The sequence below is a fragment of the Paenibacillus sp. HB172176 genome (assembly GCF_011947265.1).
Classification (GTDB): Bacteria; Bacillota; Bacilli; order Paenibacillales; family Paenibacillaceae; genus Pristimantibacillus.
Genome location: NZ_JAATHD010000014.1, coordinates 107,084 through 126,293, shown reverse-complemented (window position 1 = coordinate 126,293; position 19,210 = coordinate 107,084). Strand labels below are relative to the sequence as shown.

18 protein-coding genes are annotated in these 19,210 nt (G+C 52.2%); 13 read left to right on the top strand and 5 right to left on the bottom strand.

Features of this window, described 5'->3' with window-relative positions; genetic code table 11:
- The first annotated feature begins 470 nt into the window (after positions 1 to 470).
- Complete coding sequence (locus HFP08_RS18025; RefSeq protein ID WP_168122001.1) at positions 471 to 3,494, top strand: efflux RND transporter permease subunit; 3,024 nt, start codon at positions 471 to 473, stop codon at positions 3,492 to 3,494.
- Positions 3,495 to 3,503: 9 nt separating this feature from the next.
- On the top strand, positions 3,504 to 3,737 hold the full coding sequence (locus tag HFP08_RS18020; RefSeq protein WP_168122000.1) for a hypothetical protein: 234 nt from the start codon (positions 3,504 to 3,506) through the stop codon (positions 3,735 to 3,737).
- A 153-nt stretch (positions 3,738 to 3,890) separates the two neighbouring features.
- Here the strand turns inward: HFP08_RS18020 and HFP08_RS18015 are convergent, their stop codons facing one another.
- Complete coding sequence (locus HFP08_RS18015) at positions 3,891 to 4,547, bottom strand: DUF1054 domain-containing protein (RefSeq protein WP_168121999.1); 657 nt, start codon at positions 4,545 to 4,547, stop codon at positions 3,891 to 3,893.
- 288 nt (positions 4,548 to 4,835) lie between these two features.
- On the opposite strand from HFP08_RS18015, the gene HFP08_RS18010 reads away from it, so the two are divergent.
- Positions 4,836 to 5,432: a hypothetical protein gene (locus HFP08_RS18010; RefSeq protein ID WP_168121998.1), complete on the top strand. Its 597-nt coding sequence runs from the start codon at positions 4,836 to 4,838 to the stop codon at positions 5,430 to 5,432.
- A gap of 207 nt (positions 5,433 to 5,639) precedes the next feature.
- Positions 5,640 to 7,052 (top strand): NADP-dependent phosphogluconate dehydrogenase, encoded by a 1,413-nt coding sequence (gndA, locus tag HFP08_RS18005; protein ID WP_168121997.1) that lies wholly within the window; start codon positions 5,640 to 5,642, stop codon positions 7,050 to 7,052.
- Here gndA and HFP08_RS18000 read toward each other — a convergent pair.
- Complete coding sequence (locus HFP08_RS18000; protein ID WP_168121996.1) at positions 7,049 to 7,357, bottom strand: hypothetical protein; 309 nt, start codon at positions 7,355 to 7,357, stop codon at positions 7,049 to 7,051. The genes gndA and HFP08_RS18000 overlap by 4 nt on opposite strands.
- A 133-nt stretch (positions 7,358 to 7,490) precedes the next feature.
- Here HFP08_RS18000 and HFP08_RS17995 point away from each other — a divergent pair, with 133 nt between their 5' ends.
- From HFP08_RS17995 to ptsP, 5 genes are all read left to right on the top strand, one after another.
- Positions 7,491 to 8,018, top strand: a complete 528-nt coding sequence (locus HFP08_RS17995; protein ID WP_168121995.1) for a shikimate kinase — start codon at positions 7,491 to 7,493, stop codon at positions 8,016 to 8,018.
- 22 nt (positions 8,019 to 8,040) lie between these two features.
- The gene (aroA, locus tag HFP08_RS17990; protein WP_168121994.1) at positions 8,041 to 9,333 is read left to right on the top strand and encodes a 3-phosphoshikimate 1-carboxyvinyltransferase; all 1,293 of its coding nucleotides are present in this window, start codon (positions 8,041 to 8,043) and stop codon (positions 9,331 to 9,333) included.
- A 40-nt stretch (positions 9,334 to 9,373) separates the two neighbouring features.
- The gene (locus HFP08_RS17985) at positions 9,374 to 9,808 is read left to right on the top strand and encodes a CoA-binding protein (RefSeq protein WP_168121993.1); all 435 of its coding nucleotides are present in this window, start codon (positions 9,374 to 9,376) and stop codon (positions 9,806 to 9,808) included.
- 199 nt (positions 9,809 to 10,007) lie between these two features.
- The gene (locus HFP08_RS17980; RefSeq protein ID WP_168121992.1) at positions 10,008 to 11,894 is read left to right on the top strand and encodes a glucose PTS transporter subunit IIA; all 1,887 of its coding nucleotides are present in this window, start codon (positions 10,008 to 10,010) and stop codon (positions 11,892 to 11,894) included.
- Positions 11,891 to 13,633 carry a phosphoenolpyruvate--protein phosphotransferase gene (gene ptsP, locus HFP08_RS17975; protein ID WP_168121991.1) on the top strand — a complete coding sequence of 581 codons (1,743 nt, stop codon included), beginning with the start codon at positions 11,891 to 11,893 and terminating at the stop codon, positions 13,631 to 13,633. Before HFP08_RS17980 ends, ptsP begins: the two co-directional genes overlap by 4 nt.
- On the opposite strand, the gene HFP08_RS17970 is transcribed toward ptsP, so the two are convergent.
- The gene (locus HFP08_RS17970; protein WP_168121990.1) at positions 13,630 to 14,160 is read right to left on the bottom strand and encodes a type 1 glutamine amidotransferase domain-containing protein; all 531 of its coding nucleotides are present in this window, start codon (positions 14,158 to 14,160) and stop codon (positions 13,630 to 13,632) included. The two genes, ptsP and HFP08_RS17970, sit on opposite strands and share 4 nt — an antisense overlap.
- Before the next feature lie 54 nt (positions 14,161 to 14,214).
- On the opposite strand from HFP08_RS17970, the gene HFP08_RS17965 reads away from it, so the two are divergent.
- The 4 genes from HFP08_RS17965 to HFP08_RS17950 all read left to right on the top strand — a co-directional run bounded on the left by HFP08_RS17965 (position 14,215) and on the right by HFP08_RS17950 (position 17,131).
- Positions 14,215 to 14,640 (top strand): VanZ family protein, encoded by a 426-nt coding sequence (locus tag HFP08_RS17965; protein WP_168121989.1) that lies wholly within the window; start codon positions 14,215 to 14,217, stop codon positions 14,638 to 14,640.
- A gap of 138 nt (positions 14,641 to 14,778) precedes the next feature.
- Positions 14,779 to 15,192: a hypothetical protein gene (locus HFP08_RS17960; protein WP_168121988.1), complete on the top strand. Its 414-nt coding sequence runs from the start codon at positions 14,779 to 14,781 to the stop codon at positions 15,190 to 15,192.
- A gap of 230 nt (positions 15,193 to 15,422) precedes the next feature.
- Entirely contained in the window at positions 15,423 to 16,427 is a 1,005-nt protein-coding gene (gene ccpA / locus HFP08_RS17955; RefSeq protein ID WP_168121987.1) for a catabolite control protein A, read from the top strand.
- A gap of 5 nt (positions 16,428 to 16,432) precedes the next feature.
- The gene (locus tag HFP08_RS17950; protein WP_168121986.1) at positions 16,433 to 17,131 is read left to right on the top strand and encodes a 5'-methylthioadenosine/adenosylhomocysteine nucleosidase; all 699 of its coding nucleotides are present in this window, start codon (positions 16,433 to 16,435) and stop codon (positions 17,129 to 17,131) included.
- Positions 17,132 to 17,222: 91 nt separating this feature from the next.
- Here HFP08_RS17950 and HFP08_RS17945 read toward each other — a convergent pair whose 3' ends face one another.
- Positions 17,223 to 18,401 carry an acetoin utilization protein AcuC gene (locus HFP08_RS17945; protein ID WP_168121985.1) on the bottom strand — a complete coding sequence of 393 codons (1,179 nt, stop codon included), beginning with the start codon at positions 18,399 to 18,401 and terminating at the stop codon, positions 17,223 to 17,225.
- A gap of 34 nt (positions 18,402 to 18,435) precedes the next feature.
- Positions 18,436 to 19,071: a GNAT family N-acetyltransferase gene (locus HFP08_RS17940; protein ID WP_481856583.1), complete on the bottom strand. Its 636-nt coding sequence runs from the start codon at positions 19,069 to 19,071 to the stop codon at positions 18,436 to 18,438.
- Positions 19,072 to 19,210 lie beyond the last annotated feature (139 nt).

Below are 19,210 nucleotides of genomic sequence, written 5' to 3'. Positions count from 1 at the left end.
GTCGGATGTTTGGGAAATTATGAAATTCGTCTGTTGTGTCTGTTTATGGCATACGAATGGCTTAATTTTTTACGAAAGCCTGTGGCATTCATGCAATAATCCAGTATTTTCAGAATACTAGGAGACGCTGTTGCAAATTGCTGCAAATATACAGGAATGGTCGCTCCGAATCGCCGATATCAGACTCGAATGAGGAAATTCCTGTATGTATGCAGTATTTTTTAAGAAATAAGCTGCAACCAAAGAAATTCCTGCATTTATGCAGGAATTTCTTTGGTTTGTTTCAGTTTAGACCGTTTAGATACATAACTCGAACAGATGTAAACTGGACTTAAGTCGTAGTAACCATCCGACTCAGGACGTGCAGGTATTCCCATCTCTGGACGTTTCTCCGAAATTCCATCTCCCGCTATGATTGGAACAGATAAGAAATTTAGAATCCATATTGCAATGGGAGAAGGAGCTATGAAATGAACAGATTGACAGAATGGGCTTTCCGTAACAAATCGGCGGTGGGACTGCTGGTCGTTATGGCGCTGGTGATGGGGATTATCAGCTATCTGAGGCTGCCGATGGAGTTTCTGCCGGAGGCGGACAATCCTCAGGTTATGGTAACGGCGATTGGACAAGGCAACAACGCCAAATCGATGGAGGAGCAGGTGACTTCGCCGCTCGAAGACGCGCTGGCGTTCGTGAAGGGCAAGACCTCGATGCTGTCGTCCTCCGGTGATGGCTATTCGCAAGTCACCTTGAATTTCGATTCGAATACGAATATGAAAGATGCGAAGGCCGAGGTGCAAAGCGCGGTAGACGCGGTCTCGCTGCCAGCTAGCGTCATGAAGCCGTTCGTGGTGCAGTTCAACACTTCGATGATTCCAATCTCTTGGGTGAGCATTACCTTCGAAGACAGCATGAGCGAGCAACAAAGAGAGGCTGCGCTCGAGGAATGGACGAAGGAGCTGAAGAAGCTTGACGGCGTCGGCCAGATGAGCGTGTCGGGCAAATCGAATGCGGTTATCCGCATTACTCCGAACGCCGAGAAGCTGGCTGAAGCGGGAGTTCCGGCCCAAGCGCTGATGGGCGTGCTACAAGGACGCGGCGTTAACGCTTCGCTCGGCGAGCAAATCGTTGACGGCCAAGCCGCCAATCTGAACGTGACGGGCGCTATATCGGATCTGGAAACGCTGAAGTCGCTGCCGATCGCGCCAGGAGTGAAATTGTCCGATGTCGCGACAGTCGAAACCGATATTAATCAAGAGAGCATCAGCCGAATGAACGGCAAAGATGCGATAATGATTACCATATCGAAAGCGGCGAATGCCAACGCCGTGACTGTCGGCAATGAAGTTGAAGATCGAATGAATGAGTTGAACGGGGAAATTGCGGGCACAGAAGGATCTTTGCTGCTTAGCACGGCCGAATCCGTCGTTCATTCGGTGAATAGCATGCTTCAAGAGGTGCTGCTCGGCGCATTGTTCGCCACGATCGTTATTCTGTTGTTCATGCGCAATGTGAAGGCGACGATCGTCACGATCGTGTCGATTCCGTTATCGCTTGGCATCACCTTATATTTGTTGGACCTATCCGGCGTAACCTTGAACGTCATTACGCTCGGCGGCGTTGCGGTGGCGGTCGGACGGCTTGTCGACGACAGCATCGTCGTCATCGAGAATATATACCGCAGGCTTCAGAAGGAGCGTTTCTCGATCAAGCTTATCGCGGAAGCGACGAAGGAAGTGGCGTCGGCGATTACCGCCTCCACCATCGTTACGGTTGCCGTATTCTTGCCGATGGGGCTATTGAGAGGCTCGTTGCAAGCGTTCCTGTTGCCCTTCGCGCTTACGGTCACGTATTCGCTGCTTGCTTCGCTGGTTGTCGCATTGACGGTCGTGCCGCTTCTGAGCGCCGTGCTGCTTAGAGGGACATCGGAGAAGGAGCATAAGGGCTCTTCCAAATTCGCCGCTTTCCTGGCATGGAATTTACGCCGCAAATGGTTGGCTTTATCGTTGGCCTTCATCCTGCTTGTGGTCTCGGTAGGCGCTTATGTCAACATGCCAAAAGGCGCCCTTGATTCCTCCAGCGCGGAGAATGTCAATATTTCCTTAAAATATCCGAGCGATACGCCGGCTGAAACAGTGCAGAACGCCGGCAAGCAACTGGAGCAGACCATACTTGGCATGAATGAAATAAGCTGGGTGATGATGTCGATTGGCAACAGCTCGGACGCTGCGCAATACGGATCCGTTACTTCGCCGACGGAAATTACCTATCTGGTTGATCTGAAGAAGGGAACGGATGCGGAAGTATTCATCGATAATGTAACGTCTCATGCAGGCGAATACGAGGGAGCGGAGCTTATCAGCAACGCGGCCGATCTGATGATGGGCGGGGGCGGAACAACGGTATTCGTCGATGTGTCCGGCGATGATCCTGCTCAAATGGCGGAAGCCGCCGAGAAGCTGAAAGAGGCGATGGCTTCGGTGGACGGCGTGCTCAAGGTCGAGACGAATCAAGAGGAAGTGAAGCCGGTCTACAGCTTCGAGATTAATCCGGAAGCTGCGAAAGGACAGGACGTATCCGCCCAGCTTCAGAGTCTAATTAATCCGATGCCAATCGGGTCCATTAAGCTAAGCGGCAGCGATACGCCTGTTATTCTGATGCCATCTGCGCATCCGAAATCCGAGAGCGATTTGAACGCTCTTATGATTATGACGGAGGAAGGCGCAAAGCCGGTATCCAGCGTGGCGAAGCTTGTGCGTACCGAAGAAGCGAGTCTGTATTATCACAAGGAAGGCAAGCCGTATATTCGCGTAACGGCAAGCGCCGATCCCAAGCTGCTCTCCAAAGTCGGAGATGATATTAACAAGAAGGTTGCGGACCTAGATACAGAGGATGGAATCACGCTTGCGGTAGGCGGCGCGTCCGCCGAACAGGCCGGAGATTTTGCGGATCTGGGCATTACGGCATTGATCTCGATCGGCCTCGTCTACCTCATTATGGTATTGACGTTCAAAACGCTTCGGGCGCCTATCGCAATCATGATTTCGTTGCCCCTCGCGACAATCGGAGCGGTTACGGGTCTTATGGTATCGGGCGTTACGCCGGATTTCACCGCCATGTTCGGCGCTCTGATGCTCATTGGCATCGTCGTAACGAACGCGATCGTGCTGATCGACCGCGTGAAGAAGAACGAAGAGACGATGACGATCAGGGAAGCGCTGATCGAAGCGGCAACAACGAGAATGCGTCCGATTATTATGACGGCGGTCGCAACGATCAGCGCCATGCTGCCGCTCGTATTCGGCTCGCATGAATCGGGCAGCATCGTATCGCAAAGCCTCGCCATCGTCGTAATCGGCGGTCTTGCGGTCGCCACGCTCCTCACGCTGATCATCGTGCCTTGTCTCTACGAGCTGCTGTTCTTCTTGAAATCCCGCAGACAAAGAGCCGCGGCGAAAATCGCGTCTCCTCAGGAGCCGTCCGTGCATGCATAATGCCTAACAATGAAACAGTCGATGAACGGTCTGCAAATTGAACTAGAGCAAAGAAGCAGCGCCCGCGAATCTCATTCGCGGGCGCTGCTTTACTCTTCAAGTTTTGCCGCTTTGCCACCTTATCTGTCCTTAGAAATCGCCGACATGAAACGAGCCTCGCCGCCAGATAGGGATTCAATCTATGGTTGCGCGGACAGAGATAACCTTATATGCGATAAAACAGCATTTTTTTTGATTTTTTGAGGAAATAGCGTCCTCTGTGTCCACCAAAACGAACAAACTTCGTATTTATCCCAAATAGCGTCCCCTGTGTCCGCTTATTTGTTTCTGGGCTTATGAAAAGGTCTGTCGTTGTTTCTGTATAAAAATTTAACCGCGGACCGTCGTCGCTTGGCGCTATTGTTCGCACGCTTGCTTATACAGCGGAAGCAAGGCCTCGTAAGTTGAAGCTGCCAGCTGCAGCAAGCCCTCACCGTTCTGCAGCAGCTTGTCGTCCGCAGCAATATGGCGACCAAGAAGCAACTCCGCTTTGCCCACGTCGCGGAACCGGGTCAGCGCTTCCTTCCAATCCTTGCGGCTCATTCCTTCTACGGGGCGCGCCTCTTTGTTCATATGATCCATGGACAGGAGAAAATCGCCGGGCACAACGGCAATGGTTTCGTTCAGATGCTTCAGAAACGAGGAGGCGATTTTCTTCTTGTTCGGCAATTCGTAAATAAAGGCAAGCCACAAAAACAGATGATCATCGAAGAGACCAAGCTGGAAATGGGGATGCGCCTTGTAGCCTCTCTTATTGGGCGAGAGCGCAAGCCAGGTATCCTTCGGCGGATTCACCTTGCGGCGCGCGTGTCTCGCGATATGAAGGAACATCTCTTGTCCGGACAGCAGGGATAGCTCTGCGGCGAGCTGCGCTCCGATTTGCTGGAATTTCGGCTGAATTCGGGTCTGAATGCCGGTCATTCTCTCCGTCAGCCCTTCAAGCTCGAACACCTTGAAGTCATCGGGAAGAAAGCCGGTGAATATCGTAGACTGCTCGGCAGTTTGTGTGGTCATGTCTTTGGCTCCAATCTATGAATGATGTATTTGAATTATAGCATACCGTCTGCTTACAGTCCTTCCTTAAGGGGCTTTTTCATCGCTTCTTCATCCTATGGAATTCTCACTCCGGCAAGCATTCGGTTAATTTTGGGCAATCCCGATTGAAAATTAGTCAATAATCCAAGTTGCCAGAACATAAGATGGAGTATAAGATAGTGATAAGAACAAATTATCAGAACATTTCGTCAAATCATTCAACCGGAGCAAAGATCATAATATTTTAAGGGCAAGGGAGGGATTGCCGTGAACAAAAGCTACGAGGTGGAATATTGCAATTTGGAGCTGAGATTCGAACGCCGGCAAATCCAAAATCTTATTCGCGATCTGATTCAGGAAGGATACTCCTTGTACTGGAGTGAAACCGACGGTCAGTTCCTCGTCTCCATTCGCACAGGCCGCAAACTCGTCAAGCTTCAGTTCGAGCGCATGAAGAGCAGGTACAAAATTGTAGGAGATTATGTGATTAAGGATGAAAAGCTGTCAGAGCTGCTTGAAAAACTAATTAATGATTCACGCGGGCATGCGGTCGTCAAGCGGATCAAGGATCGTCAAATCGTCATCGAGAACATTATGTTCGGCGAGATTATACGACTTGTGGAGGTGTCTGGCATGGAGCACAGAATTATTTATCAGAAGAAGCCGTTCGTCACGATAGAGGAAATGATCAAAGCCTTTCAATCCAAACGGGCCGAAGAGCGGGCGGCTGTTCTGCGGTATGAGCTCGATTATGAATTGTCCGTCTTGTTCGAAGCGTTAGAGGCCGGGAATCAGGAAGCGGTTACAGAATCGAAAGACAAATTGGTCGGACTTCGTTCCGAAATGCTGCAATTGGAGCTGTGATGCATGATTAGATGTTCCGCACGTAAGAAGTGAACGATCTCCTCTCTGCGAGCTTTGCGGGGGTGCGGGATCGTTTTCTTGTTTGAGGGACGCCAATTTTGGAGACAATTTCGACATTTTTCCATACAGACGGTTTTCTTCTGGTCGCAAAAAGAGTAGAATAAAGCTATTGTGACTAAAATTAAATATAAAGGGTGGAAGAAATCAATGTCTAAAACTCAGATTGGCGTTATCGGAATGGCTGTCATGGGTAAAAACCTGGCTCTCAATATCGAGAGCAGAGGCTTCACGGTATCCGTGTTCAACAGATCCCGCGAGAAAACAGATGATCTTATGAAAGAATTTCCGGGCAAGAACCTTGTGCCTGCCTATACAATCGAAGATTTCGTCGCATCCTTGGAAGTTCCGCGCAAAATTCTGATCATGGTGCAAGCCGGCGCCGGCACGGACGCAACAATCGACGCTCTTGTGCCGCTGCTTGATCAAGGCGATATCATAATCGACGGCGGCAACGCTTATTTCCCCGACACGCAGCGCCGCAGCAAGGAGCTGGAAGCGAAGGGCTTCCGCTTTATCGGAACCGGCGTATCCGGCGGCGAAGAGGGCGCTCTGAAAGGACCTTCCATTATGCCGGGCGGACAGAGATCGGCTTACGAGCTCGTTGAGCCGGTGCTTACGGCGATATCCGCGAAGGTGGGAGACGACGCTTGCTGTACGTATATCGGACCGGACGGAGCGGGCCATTATGTGAAGATGGTTCATAACGGCATCGAGTATGGCGACATGCAGCTCATCTGCGAAGCCTACGACTTGCTCAAGAACGTGCTGGACGTGAACGCGGAGGAGCTTCACGACATCTTCACCGAATGGAACAAAGGCGAGCTTGACAGCTATCTCATCGAGATTACGCGCGATATCTTCTCCAAGTACGACCCTGAGACAGGCAAACCGATGGTGGACGTGATTCTGGACTCCGCGGGTCAGAAGGGCACCGGCAAATGGACGAGCCAAAGCTCGCTCGATCTCGGCGTACCGTTGTCCATTATTACCGAATCGGTATTCACCCGTTTCTTGTCCGCGATGAAGGAAGAACGCGTTGCGGCAAGCAAGGTGCTCAGCGGTCCCAAGAAAGTCAAATTCGAGGGCGATCGCAAGGCCTTCATCGAATCGGTGCGCAAAGCATTGTTCGCCAGCAAGATTTGCTCCTACGCGCAGGGCTTCGCGCAAATGCGCGCCGCTTCCGAGGAATACGGCTGGGATCTGCGCTACGGCGACATCGCGATGATCTTCCGCGGCGGCTGCATTATCCGCGCCCGCTTCCTGCAGAACATCAAAGACGCATACGATCGCGATCCGGCTCTTCGCAATCTATTGCTTGACGAATATTTCAAAGAGATTGTCGAATCGTATCAAGGCGCATGGCGCGAGGTTGTTGCCGCTGCTGTGGCAAGCGGCGTTCCTGTTCCGGGATTCTCCAGCGCCTTGGCGTACTTCGACAGCTATCGCACAGAGCGTCTTCCGGCTAATCTGCTGCAAGCGCAGCGCGATTATTTCGGAGCGCATACGTTCAAGCGTCTTGACAAGGAAGGCACGTTCCACTTCAACTGGCTGGACGCTTAAGGATTGTCCGGAAGCAGTCCGTAGGCCGCTTGCCGGAGCCATTCCCGCATGCGGTCGGCTTCCTGGTCGCAAGCATTTCGCCTCTGAATGAGCGACATTGCGATTTCCGCGAAGTATAGAAAGTTTTGCAATAGGCGTGGCTGGGACAGATCCGTTAATAGGGGATCTGCATCAGCCACTCTTTTCTTTATGTATCCCAGCATCCAGACGACATCGCTTCGCGTAAGCGGATATTCAGGGTCCATAATGGCTTTCAGCTTTCCTTCGATAGGGTCGAGAGTGTGTGGATGTTGATGGCTTGTCATCGCCTGTCACTCCTAGATTCAAATTATGCATCATTAACAACGATACGGCAGAACGAACAATTTTATACCTTCCCTTGCAAAAAAATGATATGATGTGGGCAGGTTCAAAGGCGATAAAGGATGGATGGATAGCATGAAATCGCAACCAAACAACAAAATCATATTGGTCGGCTTCATGGGGACCGGCAAATCGATTGTCAGCGAAAAGCTTGCCGGACAATTGGGCTGGAGCAGAGTCGATATCGACGAGGAAATCGTGAAGGCGGCGAAAAAACCGATTTCGAAAATCTTCGCGGACGATGGCGAGGATGCCTTCAGAGAGCTTGAATCCAGGGTGTTGGAAGCCGCTCTGGCAAGCCCGGAGCAGGCGATTGTCGCGACCGGAGGCGGAGCGGTGCTGCGAGCAAGTAACAGGCAGGCGATGTTGGCGCATGGCTTCGTAGCAGCCTTGAAAGCGAGTCCGGAGACGATCATAGCAAGAGTGATGAACGATTCGTCGCGCCCATTGCTGCAAGGGGATGTTCGGGCAAGGGTGCATGAGCTTCTGGAGAAGCGAAAAGATGCTTACGACTTCGCGCATTTGGCCATCGACACAACGGCAATGACCGTTGCGGAGGTCGTCCAGCGGATTGCAGATGAAAGCGGACTTATTTCGAAATAAAGACTAAAGGGGAAATTGGCGGATGGATGTTATCGTAAGAGGAACACCGGAATTGAAAGGCGAGATTGGAGCTCTATCCTCCAAAAACTATACGACGCGCTATCTTCTGACGGCAGCATTGGCGGAGGGCACCTCCACGGTTTATTATCCAGCCCACAGTGAAGACAGCGACGCGATGCGCAGATGCATCAAGGATCTCGGGGCAGTGCTGGAGGAGGATGATGAGAAGATTGTCATTACCGGATTCGGAAAGCATCCGAAAGCCGTCGATCAGCTCGACGTGGGCAATGCAGGGGCCGTTCTGCGCTTTCTGATGGCGATTGCGTCGCTGTGTCCGGATGTTACCTTCATCAACAAGTATCCGGATTCGCTCGGCAAACGTCCTCATCATGATTTGATTCATGCCTTGACGGATATGGGCGTGGAGATTGAGCATCAGGACGGCAAGCTGCCGATTCGGATCAAGGGAGGACGTCCGCGGGGCGGACAGATTCGCGTATCTGGCAACATCAGCTCGCAATATCTCAGCGCCTTGCTGTTCCTCACGCCTCTTCTGGAGGAGGACAGCGAAATCGAGGTGCTGCATGATCTGAAATCCAAGGTCGTTGTCGGTCAGACCCTCGAAGTGTTGCAGCAGGCGGGTATTGTCGTACATGCGGATGAGGATTATATGCGCTTTCGCGTACCGGGCAGACAGCAATATACCGCGAAAACGTATTATGTGCAAGGCGATTATCCCGGCTCCGCCGCCATTCTTGCCGCGGCGGCGGTGACGAAGTCCGACGTGACGGTGCATCGACTTATGAACGAGAGCAAGCAGGGCGAGCGCGCGGTTGTCGATGTGCTTCAGATGATGGAGGCGCCGCTGACGCATGAGAACGACATCGTGCGCGTCCAAGGCAGCGGCAAGCTCAAAGCGGTTGAATTCGACGGCGATCACGCGACGGACGCCGTGCTTGCGATGGTAGCCGCTGCCGTATTCGCCGAAGGCACCTCGCGCTTCTATAATGTAGAGAATTTGCGGTACAAGGAATGCGATCGCATTACCGATTATTTGAATGAACTACGCAAGGCCGGCGCTAACGTGGAAGAGAAGCAAAGTGAAATCATCGTGCATGGCCGGCCCGAAGGCGTGGAAGGCGGCGTTGATATTAATGCCCATTATGATCACAGGGTCATCATGGCGCTGACGATTGTCGGTCTGCGCTCGAAGGCGCCGATTCGAATTCACGACGCGCATCATGTGGCAAAATCGTATCCGATCTTCTTCGATCATCTGCGGGACTTGGGTGCCAATGTGGAATGGGTGGAATAATTGGTAAATGGAATTTAATTTGTAGAAACGAGGTGTGGGGATGTCTTACGAAAATCCGTCTCGCGAGCAAATCAAAGAGCTGTTGTCCGGAGCCGCGACGATCGCGGTAGTCGGCCTGTCCGATAAGCCTGATCGGGTGTCCTACGGTGTTTCGCAAGCGATGCAAGCGAAAGGTTACCGCATTATACCGGTCAATCCGGGAGCGGATCGCATTTTGGGCGAAACCTGTTATGCCGCGCTGGGCGATATTCCAGAGAGGGTGGATATCGTCAATGTGTTCCGCCGCTCAGAATACACGCCCGAGGTTGCTGCGGAGGCTGCCGCGATTGGCGCCGGCGCGCTCTGGCTGCAGCTTGGCATTTATAATGAGGAAGCGGCGCGTATAGCTTCGGCAGCAGGGTTGCAGGTTATTATGGATCGTTGCATCAAGGTGGAGGATTCGATTCTTTTGCCGGAAGGCAAGCCTAAGACGTAAAGGCATTCACAATCGGGAAGGGGACGGGCTGCGACAAGCTCGTCTTCTTTTTGACAAACGATATGACAACGCTTAACATCGTAATAGTAGTCGTCCGAAAAGCTCGGCTGCATGCAAGCTTTGATAATAGTAGTCGTCCGAAAAGCTCGGCTGCATGCAAGCTTTGATGTATGCGGATATTTTTTTTAGGAGGGACAAGATGACGTTCATAGGAAGCCTGCAACAGCTTGGCAGAGCCTTCATGCTGCCTATGATTGTGCTTCCGGCAGCTGCGGTGTTTCTCAGTCTCAGCGGATTGCCTTGGGATTACATAGGCTTGCCCGTCATGTCGCAATATTTGGAGGCGGCAAGTGATACCATATTTTATTATTTGCCCTATCTTTTCGCGGTGGGCATTGCGCTCGGGTTTACGAGCAACGCTTTGTCTGCGGGAATGGGCGCCTTTGTCGGCATGATTATTTATGACGGCGTATTGCAATCAGGGAATGTGGAGATTGAGCCGACTGTGTTTATCGGCGCTTTCTTCGGAATCGCGGCGGGTATGAGCTATGAGCGATTTAAGGATCTCCGTCTGCCTGAATATATTCAATTCTTCGGCGGACCGAGATTTGTTCCGTTGTTCATGAGCTTTCTCTCGCTGCTGTTCTCTATCGGCATGGTGCAGATTGCTCCGTCCGTTCAGAATATGCTGATTAAGCTGGGAGATATTGTTGCCTCCGGCGGAGGCTTCGGCGTATTCCTGTTCGGATTCGTGCTTCGCATTCTGGTCGTATTCGGCATGCATCATCTCGTCAGTCACGTGTTTTGGTTCCAGATCGGCGCTTACGAGACCGATACCGGCCAGCTTGTGTTCGGTGATTTGCCGCGCTTTTTCGCGGGAGATCCCGCCGCGGGCTCGTTCATGGCCGGACTCTATCCGACCATGATGTTCGCGCTGCCCGCGATTGCCTTCGCGATCATTCACGAGGCGCGGGAGGATCTTAAGCCCAAGATACGCAAAACCTTCCTCTATGCCGCGCTGGCTTCGTTTCTGACCGGCGTGACCGAGCCGGTGGAATTCGCTTTTCTGTTCGTGGCTCCCTATCTATATGTCGTTCATGCCTTGTTGTCCGGAGCCATTATGTGGGTGACCTATGAGCTGGGCATTCATCACGGCTTCTCCTTCTCGGCTGGCGCAATTGACTTCATCATCAATGAGCATCTTGCGACGAGGGGATGGCTTATTCTTCCGATTGGAATCGTGGTCGGAGTCGTCTATTATACGTTGTTCCGCTGGGCGATTCGACGCTTTCGCATTCCAACTCCGGGCCGTGAGGAGGGCTCGCAGCTCGATGAATGGGCGGGCGATATTCCATACCGGGCGCCTCTGATTCTGCAAGCAATCGGCGGCAAGGGCAATATCGTGCAGATGGAGTCCTGTATTACGAGACTGCGACTCAAGCTATCGAACGAGAAGATCATTGATGTCAATGCGCTTCGCAATCTTGGCGCGGCCGGCGTCATCAGGCTTGGAGGGGGCCATGTGCAGGTTGTATTCGGCACCTTCTCGGAGCTGATTCGCGAAGAGATGCTGAAGACGATTCGCCGCGATCAGGAGCAGGTATCGTTCCATTCGCCGGTGCAAGGACGAATGATTCCGCTCAAGGATGTGCCCGATCCTATTTTTGCCGGCAATCTGGTCGGACAAGGCGTGGCCTTCCTGCCGGATCGCGGAGAGCTTGTGTCTCCGGTCAGCGGCAAGGTCATCCATATCTATCCGACCATGCATGCCATCGGCATACGGACGAAGGAGGGGCTGGAAGTGCTGCTGCATATCGGCATCGATACGTCGCAGCTTGCGGGAAAATCGTATTTCGAGGCGATGGTGAAAGAAGGAGATAAGGTGACTCCCGGCATGCTGCTCATTCGCTTCAACCTTCAGAAGATTCGCAAGGAAAGCAAGTCGCTCGCAACACCAATGGTTATTACGAATACGGATCTTGTTCAATCCTGGAGATACGCTCCCTTCAAGTCCGTGAAGAAGGGGCAATCCTCAGTGATGTCAGTCGTACTTAAAGAGAGCAATGGTGGAGGGGAAACGCAATGATTCGTGGAATTGGCGCCTCAACGGGCATCGCTATCGGGAAATCGTTCGTCTTGCCCAACTGGGAATGGGAAGTGCCCGAGCAGAAGATAGATGTTGCTGATTTTGCCCGCGAATTCGAACGGGTCTATGAGGGCATTCGGACGTCGAAGGATGAAATTCAGCAGATTAAAGCCGAGCTTTGCGAAGTCGTGGGCGCGGATGAAAGTCAAATCTTCGACGCGCATATCGCGATTCTGGACGATCCCGTCTTCATGAATGAAATTCAAGGCATTATTAGGCGGCAGTACAAGGCCGCGGAAGTCGCCGTCAAAGAAGCGATCGATCATTTCGTCACGATGTTCGATTTGCTCGACGACGAGTATATGAAGGAGAGAGCGCTTGATATTAAGGATGTCGGCAATCGTCTGCTCAAGCATCTGCTTGGCGTGCCCGAGATCAAGCTGCCGACCGACACACAGCCGTTCATTCTCATCGCGAAGGAGCTTTCGCCGTCCCAGCTTGCGCATATTAATCCGGATCATGTGCTCGGCATTGTCACCTTGGCGGGCAGCACGACCTCTCATTCCTCCATTATGGCGCGAGCGCTCGGCATTCCGCTCGTCGTGGGCATTGAGCCGAACCTGGAAGACGAGATCACAACCGGACAAATTCTGATTATCGACGGCAGCGAAGGCATCCTGTATCTGAATCCGGATGACGGCCTGATTGCCAAATACGAAGCGCTGCAGATCAAGCAAGCGGAAGCGAAGAAGCATCTGCAGCATTTCATCCATCATCATTCCGTTACGCCCGACGGCAAGTCACTGCGCCTGGCCGCCAACATCAGCTCGATGAAGGAGCTGGATATCGCCCTGTCTTCGGGCGCGGACGGCGTCGGTTTGTTCCGAACCGAATTTCTCTACATGGATCGGAATCGTTTCCCCCTAGAGGAAGAGCAGCTTGAGGTTTATCGAAGCGTTGTGGAGAAGCTGGCCGGGGAACCGCTTGTAATCCGCACGCTGGATGTCGGCGGAGACAAGCAACTGGACTATTTCGAGCTGCCGGAGGAGGATAATCCGTTCCTCGGGTACCGCGCCATTCGCATATCGCTGGATAAGACGGAGCTGTTCAAGACGCAGCTTCGCGCCATTCTTCGAGCGAGCGCCTTTGGGAAGATCAAGCTGATGTATCCGCTGATCTCTTCGGTCGAAGAAGTCAGAGCCGCCAACAGATTGCTCCAGGAAGCGAAGCAAGAGCTGGAGAGCGAGGGCATCGCCTTCGATGGAGGAATCAAAACAGGCATTATGATTGAAGTGCCGGCAGCGGTCATGATTGCCGATCTGCTCGCCCAGGAGGTTGATTTCTTCAGTATCGGGACGAATGATCTCGTGCAATTCACGCTTGCGGTCGATCGTATGAACGAGGAGATCGCGCATCTGTACGAGCCATTCCATCCTGCATTGCTGCGCATGCTGGGGAATACGGTCAAGGCGGCCAAGGCGCATGGAGTAACGGTAGGGGTGTGCGGGGAACTGGCTGGAGATCTCAGAGCGCTGCCGATATGGCTCAGTCTTGACGTAGACGAGCTCAGCATGTCGGCTCATTCGATTCTGCATGTGAAGAAAAGGCTGCTATGTACAAGGCAGGATGACAGCGTCTCCGTCTTCAAGGAGCTGCAGCGCTGCCGAACGGGAACCGAGATCAAGGAGATGCTGCAAAGCTATATGCTTTCCGTAGACGAACAAACAGCGAATGGTTAACCCATTCGCTGTTCTAATGCGTCTACGAAGGCCTTGGCGTATTCGGGAAGATCGGGCGGTCTGCGAGCGGAGATGAGATTGCCGTCCACGACAACCTCTTCGTCGAACCAGGAAGCTCCCGCATTCTCCATATCGTCGCGGATGCCCGGCGTGGAGGTGACCTTCCGTCCTTCCAGGATTTTGGCGGAGATGAGCACCCACCCGGCGTGGCAAATTTGGCCGATCGGCTTGTTCGCCTCGTTCATTTCTTGTACAAGCCGGAGCACCTTGGGATATCGTCTCAGCTTGTCCGGCGCCCAGCCTCCGGGGACGAGAAGCCCGATGATTTCATCGCTGCGCACTTCATCGAAGGATAGATCGGCTACAGCGGGGACGCCGTATTTGCCGATATGCTTCCTGCCTTTCTCGGGACCCGCGTAGAGCACGGTCGCGCCGGCTTCGCGCGCGCGATAGACCGGATACCATAGCTCGAGATCCTCGAACTCGTCGTCAAGCAAACAGATAACCGTCTTGTTTTGCAAGGACATAATAAGCCTCCATTCCTAGTGACATTTCATTCTTATTGTAACGAAGGAGATTATATGAATCAATTCAAAGCGGTCAAAAATACGATTCGCGTGCTTGTGCTGGCAGGCTGGATGCTCGTCATATTCCTATTGTCCGCCCAAACGGGTGAGGAAGTGAACACCTTTCTGCCGTGGTTTCAGAAACTGTTTCCGGCCATGCAGGATTTTAATTGGGGACATTTTGTCACTTATTTCGTGTTGGCGGCAGCGTTTGATTTCGGCATTGGAGCGCGATCCGAGCGCATCGTTTGGAAGCTGGTCATCATAGCGGCCTGCGGGCTTTACGGCGTTACCGATGAATATCATCAATCCTTTGTCGCAGGGAGATCAACCGATGTACAGGATATCAAGCATGATCTAATTGGAGCCTTCCTGTGGACCGTCGTCATCATGCTTCCTCCGCTTTTAAGGATTTGGAGACGCATCGCGCTGCGAGCATGACGCAATCTTCCATAGTAAAAATTACATAGCGCCGTAAGCAGGATTTTTGGCAAAAAAGGTCGAATGTTTTACTCACTCTCAAAATGGACAGAGGTATTAAGCTGGCGAAAATGCCGCTTTGAGAAGGAGTTGACCCACATGCAGAAGAAATGTCAATGCGGCAACATGATGAAGATGAAATTACGAACGGTCATTTATTCGGGGAAGGTAGAGATCGATAATGTACCCATCTTCTCTTGCCAGGAATGCAGCCGAAGTGAAGTCATTCCAGAGGTTAAGCCGGATTTGACGGGCTTGATCGCGAAGCTCGGCAATGAACCGGGCAAACAATCCTTTCTGTTCAATGAATGCAATGAATGGGCGGATTTGCTGGTGGAAGCCCGGGCCAACAGGCAAATGCCGGGACAGCCCGAGGTGGAGGCGATGATTGAGCAGCGTATCAATACGCTTCTGGATCTTTATTTGATTGCGCAGAAGCTTGACGATCAGCCGTGGATCGATGATTTGAACAAGCGGCTGCAGCAGATTAGCAGACGAATCTTGCATACATAACAGCACTCCTTACATTCAGGAAACAGGTTGAAGAAAAAGGGGATTTTGACAGGCGGGAACAGCGTTTTCCCCCTGTCTTTTCTTTTCTTCCGACCTCGTGAAAACGCAATGAAAGCACGATATAACAAGGTTTTTGACGATTAATGTTTTGCGTTGCTTGTACCTTTGTGCTATCATTATTTTCAAACGTAACGAACGAAAAAAAATCTGAGCAAATGGAGAGAGATCCCGTGACGGTAACCATTTATGATGTAGCAAGAGAAGCAGGCGTTTCGATGGCGACGGTATCCAGAGTGGTCAATAACAACCCGAATGTAAAGCCGGCGACGAGAAAAAAGGTTTTTGAAGCAATTGAGCTTCTGGGCTATCGTCCTAATGCGGTTGCCAGAGGCTTGGCCAGCAAGAAAACAACAACGGTCGGAGTCGTTATTCCGGACATTTCCAATGCGATATTCGCCGAAGTCGCGCGGGGAATCGAAGATATTGCGAATATGTATCATTATAATATTATTCTCTGCAACGCGGACAAGCGCAAGGAAAAGGAAATTCGCGTCATTAACACGTTGCTGGAGAAGCAGGTAGATGGACTGTTGTTCATGGGCGGCGCGGTAACGGACGAGCATCTTCAAGCGTTCAAGACCGCGAATGTGCCGATCGTGCTGTGCGCGACCAGCGATGACAGCAATCAGATTCCTTCCGTGGATATCAATCATGAGGAAGCCGCGTATGATGCTGTCATGAAGCTGATCAGCCAGGGACACAAACGAATTGCGATGATCAGCGGCACGCTGCAGGATCCTTCGAATGGCTACGCCAGATTCCAAGGCTACAAGAGGGCAATGGAGAGCTCGGGGCTTCCGTACGACGATTCCTTGGTGCGTATCGGCAACTACCGCTATGAATCGGGAGTCGAGGCGATGAAATATTTTGTCGATATGGAGAATCGCCCGACTGCGGTCTTCTCCGCGACGGACGAAATGGCGATTGGAGCGATTCATTGCATTCAGGATTCAGGCTTGCAAGTGCCAAGAGATATTTCCGTTATTTCGGTGGACAACAGCCGCATGGCTTCGATGGTCAGACCTCAGCTGACCGCGGTCGCCCAGCCGATGTACGATATCGGAGCGGTGTCGATGAGGCTTCTGACGAAGCTCATGAAGAAGGAAAATGTGGAAATGTCCAAGGTCGTGCTGCCGCATGAAATTGTGACGCGTCAATCGGTTGGAGGCGCATAGAAGCAATGGCATGGAACAAAATCGGCATCATCGGCGCAATGGCTGAAGAAATTCAATTTCTTCACGAGCATGTAGAAAACGCAACAAGCTTTACCCGCGCAGGCATCGCCTATTTCGAAGGAAGCTTGCACGGGAAAGCTGTTATCTATTGCAAATCAGGCGTAGGCAAGGTGAATGCGGCGGTCTGCACGCAGCTGCTTATCGACGCAGGGGCGGATTGCGTGCTGTTCACGGGCGTAGCAGGCGCTCTTGATCCGAGCTTGAATATTGGAGATATCGTGATCTCGACAACATGCATTCAGCATGACATGGACTGCAGCCCTCTCGGATACGCCAAGGGCGAAATTCCTTTTCACCCCGTCTCTGAATTCAAAGCGGATGAAAATCTTGTCCGTCTGGCTGCGGAAGCGGGAGAGAAGCTTTTCTCCGGCCGCAGTCTGGCAGGCAAGGTGCTCTCCGGCGATCAATTCATCGCCAGCCGAGACACGGTTTCGAGGCTTCATGAGATTTTTCATGGGGCTTGCGCGGAGATGGAAGGAGCGGCCGTCGCCCAGGTATGCGTTATGAACGAAATACCGTTTGTGGTTATTCGTTCGATGTCGGACAAGGCTGACGGCTCCGCTCACGTGAATTTCGCTGAATTTACGCAGGAGGCTTCCGAGCATTCCTATCAGATGATTGACGAAATCGTCAAAAATCTGTGAGTCATGCGCGGCGATAAGAGTATAGGATGAACGAAAAGCAACCGGAAGAGCCATGCTCTCGCGGTTGCTTTTTTTTTTAGGGCGGCAGAGCCTATAAATCTTGAATGACGATGGCCTGCGTGAGGCGGTTCTTCTCCGTTATTTCATGTCGCCTCGGCATAGGGGGAATGCTCTCTGTATCCTCCAGCCAGGTCCTCGGAAGCTGTACCGGGCTTTGCGGCTGCCACTTGGCGAGCCACTCGGAAGGAAGCGCTTGCTCTCCCCCGGAACGAATGGCGGCTGCAAGCGGATGTCCGGACATCTCCAGCCAAACCATCGACCATGCGCGCGGCACAACCCTCCAGCTATCGTAGCCCCCTCCTCCGAGAGCGATCCACCGGCCGTCAGCATAGACATGCGCAAGCTCATGAAGGATAGCCGGGATTTCCTTATAAATCCCCATGCTGCAGTGAATATGGGAGAGGGGATCATAAGCGTGGGCATCGCAGCCGTGCTGGCTGATAATGACGTCGGGCTTGAAGCTGCCTATGACCTTGCGAAGCGTTACCGAGAAGCTCTCCAGCCAGGACTCATCCTCCGTATACGGCTCGAGCGGCATGTTGAAGCAGGCGCCGTGTCCGAGATCGATCCCTTTCTCGCTGACAAAGCCGGTTCCCGGAAACAGAAATTTACCTGTCTCGTGAATCGAATAGGTGCACACATTCGGATCGTCGTAGAAGATCCATTGCACCCCATCCCCGTGATGAACATCCGTATCGACATACAAGACTCTCGCATGATAAGTCTCGCGAATATGCTTGATCGCGATTGCGGCGTCGTTGTATACGCAGAAGCCCGCTGCGCGCTCCGGGAAGGCGTGATGCAAGCCGCCGGCGAGATGGAAGGCATGCTCGGCTTGACCGCTCATAACCGTCTCGGCGGCAGTGAGTGAGCCCGTTGCGATGGCTGCCGCTGCCTCATGCATGCCCGTGAAGAGAGGCGTATCCTCCGTCGACAAGCCGTAGGCCGCAGCCGTGTCCATTATGGAGGAAGGCGGTTCCGCTTCGCTTAACGATTTAACCGCTCTTACATAGTCTTCGCGATGAACAGTGGTGAGCGCTTCATCGGTCATCTTGCGATTTGGCGTTGCGATTTGCTCTGCGCTCAATCCATTGGATGCTTGCAGCAAGTCCATCGTCAGAGTCTGGCGGATGGGATCGAATGGATGATCCGCGTGAAATTTGTAGCGTATGGCTTCCGGATGATGAATGAATAAAGCAGGAGATGGCATTCCAACTTCAAATCCTTTCTCGCAATATTGAGCGTTAATACATAAATCGATCATGGAATCTCACGCTGTCAAAGCGCTCGATAGAGCTCAGCGGCACATCCTTGCCGATCCGAACCATCAGACAATTAGCCGGATGCGAGCAAATTTCCGGATCATCCGTCGCATACCAAACCATGCCCGAGGTTTTCATCAAATTCTCCATCATGCTTCGGTAATCCCACACATTCAAGCCCGTTCCTTCAAGATCCCAATGCCAATAATATTCTGTCGTGTAGACGATAACATTCTCTAATTGCTCTTCGGCGAAAGCGAGTCTGATCATGCGCTTTCCGATTCCGAAGGATCGATATTCGTCGGCAACCTCGATGGCTCCAAGCTCGATCAGGTCCTCCATGCCTCCTTCGGACCATCGCTCCAGCTCATCCGGATAATGAAAGGTCACATAGCCGACCACAGTATCGTCATGTCTGGCCAGTATGATGCGTCCTTCTTCCAGCTCGGCAATTTCAACAAGCGCAATGTGCTGCTCAGAGGGCCGTCTGAAGGCATCCAATGATGGATGCATCGCATAGGTGGACAAACGGTCTGCAGGGACAGGTCCTTCGATAACAAGCTCCAGATTGCTGCGGGTGCGAAGTCTGTCGATCTGCAGTTTTTTGCGGTGCTCCAAATCCATTCCTCCTTTGTCTGGGCTGTTGGCGCGAATGCGTATTTCTTGCGTTATGATGATTGAATCCTACTATAGGTTATAACAAACAATCAAGAAAATGAAAAGCATGGTCGAGATGAAACCGGTTGTGTTATAATGA